This is a genomic window from Gayadomonas joobiniege G7, from assembly GCF_000300815.1.
GTDB classification, from domain to species: Bacteria; Pseudomonadota; Gammaproteobacteria; order Enterobacterales; family Alteromonadaceae; genus Catenovulum; species Catenovulum joobiniege.
On record NZ_AMRX01000001.1, the window covers coordinates 595,837 to 611,159 of the forward strand.

Genomic DNA, 15,323 nt, shown 5'->3' on the forward strand with positions numbered 1-15,323 from the left:
CCAAGTGTGAATTTTTATTTTAAATATTAAATATGCTCGTCTAATAATTTTATAAATAAGAGATAGGGGAGACTTTGTTGACTGCTTGGTCTGGTCTTTATCAGATTTATTGACTAAGCAGCCAAATTTTTTATCGAGTTAAATAAGAGGTTAAAAAAATCTTGAATAGACCAGCATAAATGAAAAACTACTGTCTTTTTCAGTTAATGGGCTATCGGCTATTTGATCGTCATACCAAGTATAACGTACATTAGCATTAAACATGCCGCCTAAGCCTGGCATCATAAAACCTGTACCTATGCTGGGATTATAGGCAGCGTCGGGCTGATATTCGGGTCTTTCTGCGGTGGCTTCATGCGCTTTCACGCCATAATAATAATCCACCATATTTTGGCTTTGATATTCTATTTGGGCCTGCGGTGAGACAACTAAGGGACCAAAACGGTAGCTTTTGCTAATACTTAATTGACTCTCTGTGCCGTTAGACTTACCTAGTATATCTTGTTTAACTGCCCAGCGGGTTTTCCAAGGTTTAGGGTTATATTCCAGCGAAAGTCCGGCATCAAAAGAGAACTCTCGTTCATCCATGCCAATAAACACATCACTGTCTGATTCATCAAACCCTGCAAATCGTGGTGATAACGTTAGTTTTATCGCAAAATCATCGGCTTGATAGGCTTTGTAGCTCATAAAGGGGCCATACAGATCAAACTTTTCACCGCGATAACCAATCATAGGGATAGGTATAACACGCCTTTCATACCCTTTATAGAGTTCTTGATTAATGCCAATACCGACACCGTATGTCCAACCAAACATTTGTTGTTGTGGCATTGTTTTGCCGTGTGCTGTGGTACAAACTGTCAGTAGGCATGCCATTGCTGCGAATCGCTTGTTCATAAAAGGTTCCCTGATCATTGTTAGACTTCAATTTACGCTTTTATCATGACAAAAGATCGTTCGTTTTTCAGGCTTTTATTTACATTTGTTTATATGAAGTTATTATTGCATGCATAAAATAAAGGGGCATTTATGCAAAAATTTTTTTTAATTTGTTTGTTGTTTTTAACTACCAATAGTCATGCTAATGAATGGCGCTATTTGTTAGATAAAGAGTTATCTCAATGGGAAATCTGGATGGGAGTGCCGCATTCCAGTGTGACTGATTTACCAGCAAATACCTTCAAAGCTGACAACTTAAACCAGCACGGCGATCCGGCGGATGCAATAGGGTTGGATCAAGATCCTAAAGCGGTTTTTAATTCTTATACCGAAATGGGTCAGCCAGCTTTACATATTACCGGTGAAGTTTATGGTGGTTTAACGTCTAAAAAGTCTTTTAAAAACTATCACTTAAGCTTAAAAGTAAAGTGGGGCACTAAAAAATGGGCACCCAGACTTAATGCCAAACGAGATTCTGGTTTATTATTTCACTGTTATGGGCCACATGGTGCATTTTGGAAAGTTTGGAAAGCTTGTCACGAGCTGCAAATTCAAGAATCTGATTTTGGTGACTATATTCCACTTGCTGGGCCAACGGCTAAAGTTCGAGGTCATTGGGTGGGTGATAAGTATTTAACCTTTAATGAAGCAGACACACAACTTCATTTGGCAACTGGTTATACACATGCACAATCTGAACCCGATTTTGAACGTGGACGATGGAATCAAGTAGAGTTGTTTACCCTGAACGATAAAGCCGTATTTGTTGTTAACGACACCATAGTGATGGCTATTCAAGACTCAAAAGATCAGGCGGGTCGATTATTAAATCAAGGTCAAATTCAAATACAGTCAGAAGGTGCGGAAGCTTTTTTCACTGATATTAAAATTAGACCCATTCAAGATTGGCCTAACTTTATTAAACGCAAAAATTTGTTCAAATAGCGTGTAAATATTTATCGACCCAATCAGAAACTTGGTCGGGTCCGTTTTAATCATTGTAAACTAGATTGTTGCGGCCACTTTGTTTGGCTTTATACAAGCGCATATCAGCTTGTTTTAACAAGGTTTCAAGGTGGTAATTTGATGCAGCTAAACCGATTGACAAGGTATAACAAACACCGAGTGAATTAAATGCAGCACTCTGTTGTTCAATTTCTGACCTGATTAAATCTAACCGACCGATAACACTGGCTGTTGATTTGTTTTCTATATAAATCACAAACTCTTCTCCCCCTAAACGGGCAACAAGATCCTGCGCAAAATGCTGTTTTAAACGCTCCGCTAAACTTTTTAAAACAAGATCACCTGCATCATGGCCGTGGGTGTCGTTCACCTTTTTAAAATGGTCAACGTCAACAATGGCCAAGCAGACATTTTGTTTATTTTGCTCCGCGAGTTGAATTTTATTGCGTCCCTGTTCAAAAAAGAACCGACGGTTAGGTAGTTCGGTTAAATAGTCTGTATTGGCCTGCTGCCGTATTTTTGCGACGTTCTCTAACATATCTAGGTTTTGACTAATACGACAATAAAACTCTTCTGCAATAAAAGGTTTGCATAAATAATCGTTTGCCCCATTTTTTAGAAACCGAGAAGATAAATAATGGGCATCGACTTGTGAAATACCTATGATGATCATTTCATCATTTCTGTATTTGTTACGTATTTTTGCGCATAATTCGTCACCTTTCATAACCGGCATTTCGTGATCTGTGATCACAACACTGATCGCTGGATTTTTTTCTATTTGTTGATATGCATCCCAGCCGTTTGTCGCCTCGATGGTATTAAATTTGTGGCGATTTAATAAACTAACAATATGCTTACGCATGGTATCTGAATCATCTACCACTAAAATATTAACGTTTAAATTTCGTGGCAGATTTTTGAGTTGATTCTCTAGGTATAAATACGCTTGTTTATTTTCTTTGGTTATATAATCTACTAACGGATATTTTTCGACAGTTCTTCGGGTTTCTAAATCGAGGCGGCCTGTCATGACTATTGTTGCTATACCGGCTTCTGTGATAACAGGGATACCTTCACCATATGGGGCATCAGGTAACGTATAATCAACGACAGCACAAAAGTACTGGTTGCTGGCAATTAGGTTTTTGGCTTGTTTTAAGGTTGGGGCAATATCAACCGTGTAACCCAGCTTCCGGCCAATATGACTCTGTACTCGGGCAATAAGGGGCGAATCTTCAACAATTAATAAACGCAAGGGCACGGGTAAAGCTCAATAAAAAAATTTAGTAGCATCTTATTAGCAATAGCCAGCTAAGTTCAAGTTAAAACTTAGATAAAAAAACCGCCAACGGGAAATCCCGCGGCGGGTACAAGGGAGATACAACAGGAACACATTTAAAACACACTTGAATAGACTAGCGGAACTTATATGAGTTCAAAAAAATTTAAATTAAATTGAGACTTTTTATGCAGCATTTTTCATTGCTTAAAGATCGACGTTTTGGGCCTTATTTTATTGCTCAAGCACTTGGCGCATTCAATGATAATTTATATAAAAATATCATATTGTTAGCTATAGCTTTTTATCTACCCCAAAGCACTGAGGCGGCTAGTCTATATATTAACTTAGCAGCTGCGTTGTTTATTTTACCCTTTTTTTTGTTTTCGGCACATGCCGGACGTTTGGCCGACCAGCAAGATAAAGTGCACATGTTAAAACGTTTAAAGCTATTTGAGCTCGTTTTAATGTTAATTGCCAGTATGGCTATATTGGGTTTACAAATTGAATTTATGCTTGTGTTGTTATTTTTAATGGGAACTCAGTCAGCTTATTTTGGACCACTAAAATACGCTATTATTAGCGAGCAGGTAGGTTGTAAACAGGTAGTAATTGCAACGGGATTAGTGGAGTTGGCTACCTTTAGCATGATTATTGCGGGGACTTTGCTGGCGGGGCTTATTATGTCTATGCAATTTGCATTAACAGTGGCGGCTTTTGGCTGTATTGGTTTTGCGTTAATTGGTTATATTTCAGCGTTAGCGCTCAAAGCTAATCAAAGTGTTACGCCTGTCAAAAATAAAAAAAGCTCGGGAAGCGAAGAAGGTCGTTCAAATTCGCAAACCAACTTTTTTGCAACGGTTAAACTTATGTGGTTAAAGGCAGAATGCCGGGCTGTGATCTTTTTAATTAGTTGGTTTTGGTTTTTAGGGGCGAGCTTATTAACCCAAATTCCCTTATATGTTGAGCAATACGTATCCGACAAACCGTTTTGGGTATCTGTGATATTGGCTGTGTTTATTTTGGGGCTGGCGTTAGGTTCTATTCTGTATAATATTTGGAGTAAAGGGGCTTTAAAATTAAACAAATTACCCTTGTGCGCTTTTATTTTATCTATTTGTTGTTTTAATTTTTATTTACTCAGCCAACACGGGCATAGCTTACGGTTGGTTACCTCAGCTGATTTGATGCAGTCACTGTCTGGCCAACTGATATTGGCAAACTTTGCTGTATTGGGGTTATTTGGTGGTTTTTTTGTTGTGCCTTTATATGCGCTTTTGCAGCTATCGGCGGCACAAGCTGAGCGTGCTAGTATGGTCGCTGCGAACAATATATTTAACGCACTCTTCATGGTTGTTAGCGCTGCACTGGCCATTTTGTTGTTAACCGTATTTAATTTATCTTTGTTGGTGTATTTTGCCATTTTAGCGGGTCTAAACTTGTTATTTAGCTATTATTGGTTGCAGCAGCTAAAGCAGGTCAAAAACCTATGAAAACATATTTTCGTTTAATTTTATTTACCTTTTTTCTATTAGTGGGGCTGCAAGTACCTGCTTTTTTACAACAGTACCAGTTGGTTTCGACTGCTAGGTATGCCGAAGCTCAGCAAAACTTATCTGGCTTTCAACAAACAGCCGACAGGTATTTTAATGGTCAATTAGACCAGCTTATTCAGCATTATGAAAAAAGTTCAGATCCTGTTATTCAGGATGACAGTCAAAGTGTATTAAAAATCGCTCGTCGGGTTGCGGCATTAGAGCAAGAACAAGAAGTATTTAAACAGTCACAGCCGCTCGTTGCTTGGCATGTTGTGACCAATGCTCAGCCAGATGTTTTGGCACAAACACAGCAAGAATATAGCTATTTAGTTCCGCTCAATACGGCTGCGTTGGCTTGGGGATTTTCGGTCGCGATAGCACTTAGTTTGTTATTTGAAACACTCTGGGGTACGCTCTGTTTTTGCTGCAAAGCAGCAGTCTCTACTCGTAAACCAGCATAGGACACATTTGAATATGGCAACACTGGCATCTAGCATGATGGCTTTAGGCACTCAAGCCCCGGCTTTTAACTTAAAATCCAGCGATGGCACCTGGATTAGCTTGGCAAATTACCAATCTGCTAAAGGATTAGTTGTACTCTTTATTTGTAATCATTGTCCGTATGTTATTCATATTGCGCCAGCATTAGCTAAACTTGCCGCAGAATATCAGCAAAAAGGAATCGACTTTGTTGCTATTAACAGCAATGATGCAAGTCAATATCCGGCCGATAGTTTTGCCAACATGCACCTAGAAAAACAAAAACAAGGGTACACATTTAGTTATTTATATGACCCAGAACAATCGGTTGCAAAAGCTTATGACGCGGTTTGTACACCGGATATCTTTCTATTTGATGAGCAGCAAAAATTAGTTTATCGAGGACAGTTTGACAGCACACGACCGCATAGAATATCGTCTGGAAATTATGACTCTAGTCAAAATCCAGCAACCGGTGAAGATTTAGCAGCGGCCATGGATGCACTGTTAAACAATCAGCCAATTAACCCAGACCAAACGCCGTCTATTGGCTGCAGTATTAAGTGGAAACAAGATTAGTGTGTTAACGTCTTTCGACTAAATACACCCAGTTTTTAAAACCTATAATTTGTTCACCCCACAGCAGTTTAAACTCAGAATCCAGCAATGCCCGTTTAAGCTGTTGGCCTTCGCTAACGCGATCGGGAATAAAGTTTAGGTACGCAAACCCGTGTGGTTTTATAACACGGGCTAAGCGCGGTAAGACTGTCTCTAGCAGTTGACTAAATACAGAATATTGTTGATTAAAAATATCACTAATCAACAAATCGAATTGGCCGGCGGGTTGTTGTAAAAAATCGCCGGCGTTCGCTTTATGACAATGTAAAGTAATTGCGGTGGGGTTAAAATAACGGTCGAACCAGTCGATTACAATTTGGCTGCACTCAACTACATCTATGATTGCTTCGGGCCTTTGCGAGATGATATATCTTGCATTACTGCCACCGCCTAATCCAAGTTCAAGCACGCGCGGTTGTTGTGGTAATATGTCTACTAACCCTTTTAATGGCTGCTGGTGGGGTAACGTCAGCAAGCTACTTTGCTCAAGCGACATGACAGATTGAATGGTTTCATCCATTAGCAGCCAGCGGTAGTTTTCATTTTGCTGAATTTGCCAGCAGACACTGTTTTGTTTTAAATAGGTCAATAATTGACCTTGCACTAAACTGTGTTTTAAATCGACAAGCAAAGCATTTACCGTTAATCTGATACTTTAATTTCTCAATATGCTACCTCAGTTTTAAATATTATGTATCAAATAATTACTCCGAAAACCGAGCAAGAGCTGGAAAAATATTATCATTTGCGCTGGCAAATGCTAAAAGAGCCTTTTGGTTTTCCGCCTGGCTCAGAGAAAGATGAATACGACAGTTTAGCAGAACACCGTATGGTTTATGGCTCAGATGGCCGAGTATTAGCGGTTGGTCGAGTCCACTTTGTTAGCCAGGACGAAGCACAAATTCGTCATGTTGCGGTTTGTTCTAATTGTCGTGGCAAAGGGTTAGGTTCACTTATTATGACCACCTTGGAGCAAGTGGCACGCGCCCAAAATGCAAAAAGGGTGATTACTTTTTCGCGCGCAGATAGTGTAGCCTTTTTTGAACATTGCGGTTATCAGGTCATAGATAATCCAATTATTGATATTCCTGGCGGACAGCCGAGTAATCGTAGGCAAATGGTTAAAAAGCTGTCTGAGTTTGATGGCATATTACGTCACCCACTTTGGTGTAAAGAGCTGCAAGAAACCTGGTTAAACAAAATACCAATCACTCAAGCCATGGGAATTAAGGTGTTTCAGTATACAGGGGCACAATTTGAAGTGCGTGCCGCCTTAAACGCCAATATTAATATGCATAAAACCATGTTTGCCGGGTCTATTTATTCTATGGCTACTTTAGCTGGCTGGGGGATGGTGCATTTATTATTAAAAGAAACCAGCTTACGCGGCAGTATTGTGTTAGGTAAAGGTGAAATTTCGTACCGAAAAGCCATTACAAAACATCCGATCGCTAAAGTTCATTTAAATAATATCGAAGGTGAGTTAGCGCCGCTTCGCAAAGGCAAAAAAGCCCGTCTCAGACTGCAGGTCTGCTTATATGATGATGCAAGAAAATGCGGTGATTTTTTTGGCGAATATTATATTTTGCCTGAGCAGGCGAGTGATGATTTATTGGCAGAGTCACATCCACCTGCCCCTTAATAAACAAGCAGGTGGATGCAATTAAAATGCGTCTTAGCAAAGCCCGCGTATAAGCGGGCTGCCTATCAACTGTTTAGGCAAAAATGCGCTGCCAGATAGCACTGACATGGTCTCGTGAGGTTTTAAAAGGCCCTAAGTCGGTAATGACTTTTTTCTGAGCCAGTGCTAGCTTGTGGGTTTGGTTGCGCATGAGTTTATAAGCTTCAATAAGTTGTTCGGCTTCGATTTGGCTAATAACACCAGCAGCGGCAGCTTCACCTAAAATTCGAATATTATCTGAATATTTGGTCAGCTCAGAGTGTTGGTGGCTATGTAACAGCACTATGTACTGGGTAATAAATTCGATATCTGTAATGCCGCCTCTATCTTGTTTTAAATCAAAACAAGACTCACTGCCTTGGTTTAAATGCGAATGCATTTTTTCCCGCATTTTTATCACATCTGCTTTTAAACTTTTTTTGTCACGTTTTTGCTGCAAGATCTGCTGGCGTATATCAGCCAATTCATCAAGCAAGGCGGGATCGCCAACAACAGGTCGGCATCTTACCAGAGCCTGATGCTCCCATGTCCATGCTGTGTTATTTTGATAGTCGATAAAACCTTGCACTGGAGATACTAATAACCCAGAGTTGCCCGACGGACGCAACCGCAGATCTAACTCGTATAAAATGCCTGCTTGGGTTTGAGTAGAAAAAAGGTGCATAATGCGCTGAGCGAGGCGAATATAAAATTGCGTAATACCAATCGGTTTTTCCCCTTGGGTATGGCAATTTGGATCTTGATTATGGACAAATACTAAATCTAAATCTGAGCCATAGCCAAATTCTAGTCCACCCATTTTGCCGTAAGCTAAAACTGCAAACCCTTTATCGCTGCCAGTTAAATTTTCTGGTTTACCGTATTTAGCCCTCATTTGGCTCCAGGCTAAATTAACAACTTGTTCAACTATCGCTTCAGCGAGCCAGGTTAAGTGATCACTCACTTTCATTAGAGGCAAGTAACCCATAAGGTCTGCGGCGGCTATTCTTAGCTGGTAAGCATGTTTGAACTGACGCAAAGTATCCATTGCGCTTTCTAAATCCTGATCGTCGATTCGGAGTAGCCGCTCACGTAAATCTGCTTTGTATTGAGATGCGTCTAATTCGCGGTATAGTTGGCGGGGATCTAATAATTCGTCTAATAAAAATGCTTGTTTGTTGAGCTGTTGAGCGATCCAAGGACTGGCTTGAATAAAGTTAAGCAATTGCTGGCAGGTTTCTTGGTTTTCGTATAGCAGTTCTAAATACGCGGTACGGGTACAAATCGCCGTAATTAACTCACGGATCCTAAAAATGCTGTCAACTGGTTCATCTGAGTGCAAGCAGAGTTCAATCAGCCGTGGCATTAATTTACTCATAATCTCGTTACCACGGGGCCCGACGGCTCTTTTATTCACCTGCTCATGACATTCACAAATTTGCTGCCAAAAGGCGTCAGCATCCAATTGTGGGTGATCTTCATTAAGCTGATGAATAGCAACTTCTTTTTCCAAAGGGCTGATCCAATAATCAAAGCTTATTTCGCTATCGTCTTCGTTTTCTTCCCGGACGATATCGATGAAAATGTTGTGAATATTCTGAGTGTGTTGTTGAAGTTGCTCAATAAATGCCTGCCAGTCGTTAAATCCCATACTGGTTGTGAGGCGCAATTGGTCGAGTGTATCATCGGGCAGAGTTTGGGTTTGTTTGTCGGCAATTTGTTGCAAGATATGTTCGGTTTTACGTAAAAAGTAATAACCATCGGTGAGCATTTGTAAATCCTGTTCGCTTAACTCACCTGTTGCGGCTAATTTTTTAAGTGCCTCCCGTGTAGAACGGGTACGAAGCTCAGGTTCACGACCGCCACGGATCAGTTGAAAGGCTTGCACAATAAATTCAACTTCTCGGATGCCACCTTCGCCCAACTTAATATTATTGTAAAGCCCTTTGCGGCGATTTTCTTGAGCGATCAAGCGCTTCATTTTGCGCAGAGATTCTATCGCCGAAAAGTCGATATAACGGCGGTAAACAAATGGTCTGATCAGACTTTTTAAATAACTCACCTCAGGATGTTCAGCCCAGCGTTCAGCGGTAATGATACGGGCTTTTAACATGGCGTATCTTTCCCAATCTCGGCCTTGTTCTTCGTAGTAATTTTCGAGCATATTAAAGTTCATCACCAAAGGTCCACTATCTCCATAGGGGCGTAAGCGCATATCAACTCGATATACAAAACCATCTGAGGTTTGTTGATGTAGTGCAGTGATTAACCTTTGTCCAAGACGAGTAAAAAACTCTTGGTTGCTCAATGATCTACGGCCACCTTTAGTTTCACCTGCATCTGGGTAACAAAATATCAAATCGATATCAGACGAAAAATTAAGCTCTTGCCCACCCAGTTTTCCCATGCCTAAAACAAAAAATGGTTGTGCTTCGCCGGCATGATTGCTTGGTGTACCCAATCCGTTAGTCAGCTCTGTGTATAGCCAATCTGTGGTATATTTAATAATATCATCTGCGGTTTTAGAAATAGCCGCTAATGCATCATCCAGCGGCAGTTCTCCAGAAAAGTCAAACCAAGCGATACGTGCCATTTGTGCGTTTCTAAATTGGCGCAAATATTTATGCAGTTCCGGCTCTGTGGTGATGTTGTTAAATCCGCTGATAAAAGTTTCGCTGGCGCTGGATAGCTGCTCTTTGGCGGACTGTTTGCTTGTGACTAAATATTGAATATCTTTTGCTTGCTGTTGCGCAACATCACGAATAAAGTCACTCATAGAAAACTGCCATTTTAAGTTGTTTTGCTGTGAATCTGGCAGTTGATTATAGTCGTCATGGCGGTAGCTAACTTGTTGCCAACTGGCTTGCCCTTTTTTTTGTAAGTCCGCTGGTAAAGATAAAAAGTCAGAATGCAAAGGTGCAAATTGATTTAACTGCGTAAAAGCCATAAAGTGAGCCCTGATATCAAATTTTTAGAATGAGCAGAGGATTGCAAAATCATGCGTATCACTAAACCCTTCTGGGTTGTGTTATTTATCTTCACTCTGGTCGCTTGTGGCGATCCAATGAAGGCTAAAATAGAAAATCAGCTAAATTTTGCTGAACTTCAAATGGAAAAGTTAGCACAAGGATTAGAGGCAGGACAAATCCGAAATGCAAATCTGATCAAAGAATATGCTCGTCAGCTCAGTGAAAAAATGCCTGAACAAAGGGTATTAGTGCAAGAATTAGCAAAAGATGCGGGCACCAGTGGCCCTATGTTTTTAAACCTAAAAGATCGCTTGCAAACAGCCAAATCACAACCTCAAGCGTTTTCTAGCTCGCAAGAGCGCTTGGTTGAGTTAGAAAATATTTATCAAGCAGCCAGCCGAGAGCTTTACAATGATGCGCTATCCGATCCGCTCAATGTACTAGCTGACTTGAGTGGTGGCCTCTTGCCACGTGTTAACTCTATTAGCCAAGCGGCCAGCTTGCAGTCTAATCAGGCCGAAAATTACGGAGCGGGTAGCCAACTGATTGGTAATCCAGCGTATGGTCAATGGTCAACGGATTCATCAGGTATGTCGTTTTGGGAGTGGTATGGCATGTACGCGCTTATTTCAAATATTACTGATGCCATTGGTGGTCGGCGCGGTCGAGTTTATTATGGCGATTGGGCGCGAGGCCGAAATTATAGTTATTATCATGATTATGGCCGCTACCGTTATTCGTCTCCTAAAACAGTGCGTCAGCAAAATCAGATTGAGCAAAAAGCCAAAAAGAATTATCGTGGCGGTACTTTCACCAGTGCTTACGCAAAAAATCGCACCGGTGCAGCACAAATCTCATCAGCCAGCCGCACTGCCCAAAAACAAAAAACTCAGTTTAAAAGCCAATATGCAACAAAAAATACATCGAGTTCAGCTAAAAAACCTTCGTCTACCTCAAGTTTTAGAAGTAGTTCAAGTGGTTTTCGTAGTGGCGGTTTTGGTGGTAAATAAATAACGGGATAGGAACCTACAATGAATAATTTTGATTTGCTTACATATATCCAACCCGAGTTGGTGGCTATCTTAGCCATAGATCTGGTAATAGCAATTATTTTGCTTTCGGCAATGCGCTTGTTGTCTGGTTTTTGGGCGAGTGTAAATACGACGACTGAACTATCGCAAAAAGATAATTTTGCGTTTGGTATTAGCATGGCGGGCAGTATTTTGGCAATGGGCATAGTGTTAACTGGTGCGGTTACCGGGGAGTCGGCCAACAGCTATGTTACCGAAGCAATAGGGGTTATTAGTTATGGCCTGGTTGGTTTATTAATGATTAAAGTAGGCCGTTTCATCCATGACAAATTGTCGCTCAATCAAATTAATAAAGCTGAGTACATTCGCAATGAAAATATGGCGGTGGCTATTGTTGATGCAGCGGCAGTTGTGTCAACCGCGATTGTTATTCGAGCTGTGTTATTGTGGGCCGAGGGGTTAGATATTTATACCTTAATTGCCGTTGTCAGTGGTTTTGCTGTTTCACAAACTGTGCTTCTAGTGGTGACTAGAATGCGCGAAAACCATTATGCACGTCACAATCAGGATGCGTCATTCCAACAAGCACTAAAAGATGGGCAAATTGCATTAGCCATTCGCCATGCTGGACATATGGTTGCCACAGCATTAGCGTTAAAAGCGGCGAGTTATTTTTTAATTTATCAACCCACCGCGATTATTGTAAATTTAGTTGGCTGGTTAGTGATTTCTATTGTCATGACACTACTTATATTTTTATTAAATAAAGTCGCTCGCCGTATTATTTTAATGGGGGTAGATACCTCGGTTGAAGTCGACCAACAGGATAATATTGGTGTTGCTGCGGTTGAGTTTGCGGTCATTGTTGCAATTGCTCTGATCATGTCGGCTTTAATGGCTTAAATTAAAAAATGATAACACCGCGTCACGGCTGGTCATTAGCATTAACCGATGCGTTATTAATCGGGATCATGGCGGTATTGGCCGCTTGTGGTTTGTTATACGAATATTTGCTCTCACATTATGCCGGACGTGTTTTAGGTGCTGTCGAGCATGCGATTTATACCACTATCGGCTTAATGATAGTTTTTATGGGGTTAGGCTCTTTTGCAGCCCGCCGTATTAAAGATGCATTTAGCGGTTTTGCTTGGTTAGAGTTAGTTTTGGGCTTAACCGGTGCCAGCAGTATTTTGCTCATTGCTGGCGCGATTGCAGTCAGCTTCGAATTGCCACGTTTGTTGAGCAGTACGTTTAATTTACCCGCTGATGTGTTGCCATCTGGAGGTCTGGTTGATGCCTTGTATCAGGCCGCCCGCTTTTTGCCGTATGTTGCGGCTGCATTTTTGGGTTTTTTAATAGGCATCGAAATTCCGTTAATTGCACGGGTGCGCGAGACCCTGTACCAAAAGCATCTTACACATAATGCGGGCACAATTTATGGCGCAGACTATTTGGGTGCTGGGGCTGGGGCTGCTATTTGGATAAGCTGGATGATGTCGTTAGATGTCAATCAAGCTGCTGTTTATACTGCAACCCTTAACTTAGCAGCTGGCTGCCTTATTTTAATTACTTTCTGGCGGCAGATTAAGCGCCCAGTTGCGCTCTTAAGCATGCAAGTTTTGAGCGGCTTACTGGTCTTATTTTTAGCTCTGTATGGCAACCATTGGATGCACACCTTTACCGATATGTTATACAGTGACAAAGTCGTATTTCAGCAGCAAACCCGTTATCAGCAAATTGTTATAAGCGAACGACATTTAAATAACCAAGATACAGTACTTAACCTCTATCTGAATGGACGGTTGCAATTTTCTTCGGCTGATGAACAAATTTACCATGAAAGTTTAGTGCATCCCGCCATGGCAGCCAGTGCTCGCCAGCAAAAAGTTTTAGTGATTGGCGGAGGGGATGGTTTGGCTTTGCGAGAAATTTTTAAATGGCCAGTTAAAGAAGTAGAGCTGGTCGAACTCGATAAGCAAATGATCGCTTTGTTTAAAGATCCCAGCCAATATTTGTCGCCACGTCTGGCAGCACAAATTAATAAACTTACTCAGGATGCATTATCTGATACAAGGTTAACGATACATATTGCGGATGCTTTTAACTATGTTGATCAATTGGTGGCCGAACAAAAATACTTTGACGTTATCATAGTAGATTTGCCAGATCCGAATCATCCTGATTTAAATAAGCTGTATACAGACTATTTTTACGCACGGCTTAAACAAGTATTGTCGGCAGACGGTACTATAGTGGTCCAGTCGACTTCACCGTTTCATGCCCGCAATGCGTTTATTTCAATTGGTAAAACCTTAGCTGCCGCTGGTTTTACTCAAGTTGAGCAGTATCAGCAAAATGTACCTAGTTTTGGTCAGTGGGGCTGGAGTCTAGCGACCCGTCAAGGGCAAGCACCGAGTGACCGTTTGCAACAGGCTGAATTACCAACCACTTTAAACTGGTTAACGCCAGAGCTGATGTTCGCCAGTTTTGCGTTTTCAAAAAGCTTTTATAGCAACCAAGATAAGGTTAAGATTAATCGACTAGGTAGTCAGGTTTTATTTAACTATCATGACCTTGCGTGGAGACAGCAGCGGGGTATCATGATTTTGCCAGAAACAAATTAATTATAACTGGTGTTGACATTTTATGTCGCAGTGGTATTTTTAACCAAGACATAATATGTCTATATCAAAAACACATTACCGAGGATAGCAATGAACATACATTCGATAGCGCAGTACTTAAACGACTTAGGAGAGTCGTCAGTCACTGGCCATTATTTTGATTGCCAGCCAATTGCCGGTGACGTAGAGGTATTGCAAATTACCCTGGAAGGGCGTGAAGAACTACCTATCTTTGTTTCAGTGACGGACGATCAAATTTTGTGTATTACCTACCTTTGGGGTGAAGATGAAGTACGTACTGAGCGTCGCGCTGAAATGATGGAAGTGATGTTAGAAATGAATATGCCGATGCCGCTATCTTCATTCGCCAAGATTGGCGATAAATACGCCATTTTTGGTGCCTTAGCTATTACTTCAAGCTTGTCAGAAATAGAGCATGAGCTGGCAGTATTAAGCGATAACTCAATAGACGTTATCGATGACTTTAGTGAGTATTTAATTTAAATCAGGAGCAGCAAATGAGTATTTTTAAGAAAATTTTTACTGCCATCCGGGGTGGTGCCACTGAAGTCGGTGAAAGCATAGTTGATGCGAATGCAACGAGGATTTTTGAGCAAGAGATCCGAGACGCAGAAAATCACCTGACTAAAGCCAAGCGTGATTTAACCGAGGTTATGGCTAAACAAATGCAAACCAGCCGTGAAGTCAGCCGTTTAAAAGAAGAAATTGAGACGCATGAAGGGTATGCAAGCCAAGCGCTTGATAAAGGTGATGAGTCGTTGGCGTTAGAGATTGCTGAAAAAATCGCGAGCCTGGAAACTGAGTTCAGTACTCAGCAGCAAACTTTGGAGAGTTTAAATGCCAATGTAAGTCGGTTAAAAGATTTAATTAAAAAGTCAGAGCGCCAAGTTGCTGATTTTCGTCGCCAGTTGTCTGTTGTTAAAACGACCGACAGTGTGCATAAAGCTACAGCGGCGATTACCGATAACTTTGTTTCGGGTAATAGTAAATTGCTCAACGCAAAAGAATCACTTGAACGTATTAAAGCAAAGCAGCAAAATTATCAAGATCGCATGCAAGCCGCTGAGCAGCTGCAGGCAGAGCAAGGTGATGGCGCGCTTGAAGCTAAATTAAAAGCTGCAGGTATCGGTGAAGAACATAGTTCGGCCAGTTCTGTTTTAGCGCGTATTAAAGCCAAACAATAGTTGTTTGA

The 15,323-nt window shown here is 41.1% G+C and carries 14 protein-coding genes; 10 read left to right on the forward strand and 4 right to left on the reverse strand.

The genetic code is table 11. The features are described from left to right. Positions 1–150: 150 nt before the first annotated feature. Positions 151–900 carry a MipA/OmpV family protein gene (locus C727_RS0102910; RefSeq protein WP_017444131.1) on the reverse strand — a complete coding sequence of 250 codons (750 nt, stop codon included), beginning with the start codon at positions 898–900 and terminating at the stop codon, positions 151–153. Positions 901–1,032: 132 nt separating this feature from the next. On the opposite strand from C727_RS0102910, the gene C727_RS0102915 reads away from it, so the two are divergent. Further along, positions 1,033–1,887 carry a 3-keto-disaccharide hydrolase gene (locus tag C727_RS0102915; RefSeq protein ID WP_017444132.1) on the forward strand — a complete coding sequence of 285 codons (855 nt, stop codon included), beginning with the start codon at positions 1,033–1,035 and terminating at the stop codon, positions 1,885–1,887. Between the two features lie 46 nt (positions 1,888–1,933). Here C727_RS0102915 and C727_RS0102920 read toward each other — a convergent pair whose 3' ends face one another. Continuing rightward, positions 1,934–3,172: a GGDEF domain-containing response regulator gene (locus C727_RS0102920; RefSeq protein ID WP_017444133.1), complete on the reverse strand. Its 1,239-nt coding sequence runs from the start codon at positions 3,170–3,172 to the stop codon at positions 1,934–1,936. A gap of 206 nt (positions 3,173–3,378) precedes the next feature. Between C727_RS0102920 and C727_RS17845 the strand changes: the two genes are divergently transcribed. The 3 genes from C727_RS17845 to C727_RS0102935 are packed head-to-tail and all read left to right on the forward strand — an operon-like array spanning position 3,379 to position 5,787. Beyond that, positions 3,379–4,683, forward strand: coding sequence for an MFS transporter (locus C727_RS17845; protein WP_017444134.1), 1,305 nt, complete (start codon positions 3,379–3,381; stop codon positions 4,681–4,683). Then, complete coding sequence (locus tag C727_RS0102930; protein WP_017444135.1) at positions 4,680–5,189, forward strand: DUF2937 family protein; 510 nt, start codon at positions 4,680–4,682, stop codon at positions 5,187–5,189. Before C727_RS17845 ends, C727_RS0102930 begins: the two co-directional genes overlap by 4 nt. A gap of 13 nt (positions 5,190–5,202) precedes the next feature. After that, positions 5,203–5,787: a thioredoxin family protein gene (locus C727_RS0102935; protein ID WP_017444136.1), complete on the forward strand. Its 585-nt coding sequence runs from the start codon at positions 5,203–5,205 to the stop codon at positions 5,785–5,787. Positions 5,788–5,791: 4 nt separating this feature from the next. On the opposite strand, the gene C727_RS0102940 is transcribed toward C727_RS0102935, so the two are convergent. Next, positions 5,792–6,457 (reverse strand): spermidine synthase, encoded by a 666-nt coding sequence (locus C727_RS0102940; RefSeq protein ID WP_017444137.1) that lies wholly within the window; start codon positions 6,455–6,457, stop codon positions 5,792–5,794. 60 nt (positions 6,458–6,517) lie between these two features. Here C727_RS0102940 and C727_RS0102945 point away from each other — a divergent pair, with 60 nt between their 5' ends. Beyond that, on the forward strand, positions 6,518–7,468 hold the full coding sequence (locus C727_RS0102945; RefSeq protein WP_017444138.1) for a bifunctional GNAT family N-acetyltransferase/hotdog fold thioesterase: 951 nt from the start codon (positions 6,518–6,520) through the stop codon (positions 7,466–7,468). A gap of 73 nt (positions 7,469–7,541) precedes the next feature. Here C727_RS0102945 and glnE read toward each other — a convergent pair whose 3' ends face one another. Further along, a complete protein-coding gene (gene glnE, locus C727_RS0102950) occupies positions 7,542–10,433 on the reverse strand; it encodes a bifunctional [glutamate--ammonia ligase]-adenylyl-L-tyrosine phosphorylase/[glutamate--ammonia-ligase] adenylyltransferase (RefSeq protein WP_017444139.1) in 2,892 nt (963 codons plus the stop codon). Between the two features lie 51 nt (positions 10,434–10,484). On the opposite strand from glnE, the gene C727_RS0102955 reads away from it, so the two are divergent. The 5 genes from C727_RS0102955 to C727_RS0102975 all read left to right on the forward strand — a co-directional run bounded on the left by C727_RS0102955 (position 10,485) and on the right by C727_RS0102975 (position 15,315). Further along, the gene (locus tag C727_RS0102955; protein WP_026052526.1) at positions 10,485–11,465 is read left to right on the forward strand and encodes a hypothetical protein; all 981 of its coding nucleotides are present in this window, start codon (positions 10,485–10,487) and stop codon (positions 11,463–11,465) included. A 21-nt stretch (positions 11,466–11,486) separates the two neighbouring features. Beyond that, positions 11,487–12,389, forward strand: a complete 903-nt coding sequence (locus tag C727_RS0102960; RefSeq protein ID WP_017444141.1) for a DUF350 domain-containing protein — start codon at positions 11,487–11,489, stop codon at positions 12,387–12,389. An 8-nt stretch (positions 12,390–12,397) separates the two neighbouring features. Continuing rightward, positions 12,398–14,110: a polyamine aminopropyltransferase gene (locus tag C727_RS17850; protein WP_017444142.1), complete on the forward strand. Its 1,713-nt coding sequence runs from the start codon at positions 12,398–12,400 to the stop codon at positions 14,108–14,110. 90 nt (positions 14,111–14,200) lie between these two features. Further along, complete coding sequence (locus C727_RS0102970) at positions 14,201–14,614, forward strand: YjfI family protein (RefSeq protein ID WP_017444143.1); 414 nt, start codon at positions 14,201–14,203, stop codon at positions 14,612–14,614. A gap of 14 nt (positions 14,615–14,628) precedes the next feature. Further along, positions 14,629–15,315 (forward strand): PspA/IM30 family protein, encoded by a 687-nt coding sequence (locus C727_RS0102975; protein WP_017444144.1) that lies wholly within the window; start codon positions 14,629–14,631, stop codon positions 15,313–15,315. Positions 15,316–15,323 lie beyond the last annotated feature (8 nt).

Coding starts and splice junctions, on each gene's coding strand:
- C727_RS0102970 (WP_017444143.1), top strand. CDS start 14,201: ATGAACATACATTCGATAGCGCAGTACTTAAACGACTTAGGAGAGTCG.
- C727_RS0102910 (WP_017444131.1), bottom strand. CDS start 900: ATGAACAAGCGATTCGCAGCAATGGCATGCCTACTGACAGTTTGTACC.
- C727_RS0102975 (WP_017444144.1), top strand. CDS start 14,629: ATGAGTATTTTTAAGAAAATTTTTACTGCCATCCGGGGTGGTGCCACT.
- C727_RS17845 (WP_017444134.1), top strand. CDS start 3,379: ATGCAGCATTTTTCATTGCTTAAAGATCGACGTTTTGGGCCTTATTTT.
- glnE (WP_017444139.1), bottom strand. CDS start 10,433: ATGGCTTTTACGCAGTTAAATCAATTTGCACCTTTGCATTCTGACTTT.
- C727_RS17850 (WP_017444142.1), top strand. CDS start 12,398: ATGATAACACCGCGTCACGGCTGGTCATTAGCATTAACCGATGCGTTA.
- C727_RS0102945 (WP_017444138.1), top strand. CDS start 6,518: ATGTATCAAATAATTACTCCGAAAACCGAGCAAGAGCTGGAAAAATAT.
- C727_RS0102960 (WP_017444141.1), top strand. CDS start 11,487: ATGAATAATTTTGATTTGCTTACATATATCCAACCCGAGTTGGTGGCT.
- C727_RS0102930 (WP_017444135.1), top strand. CDS start 4,680: ATGAAAACATATTTTCGTTTAATTTTATTTACCTTTTTTCTATTAGTG.
- C727_RS0102915 (WP_017444132.1), top strand. CDS start 1,033: ATGCAAAAATTTTTTTTAATTTGTTTGTTGTTTTTAACTACCAATAGT.
- C727_RS0102955 (WP_026052526.1), top strand. CDS start 10,485: ATGCGTATCACTAAACCCTTCTGGGTTGTGTTATTTATCTTCACTCTG.
- C727_RS0102935 (WP_017444136.1), top strand. CDS start 5,203: ATGGCAACACTGGCATCTAGCATGATGGCTTTAGGCACTCAAGCCCCG.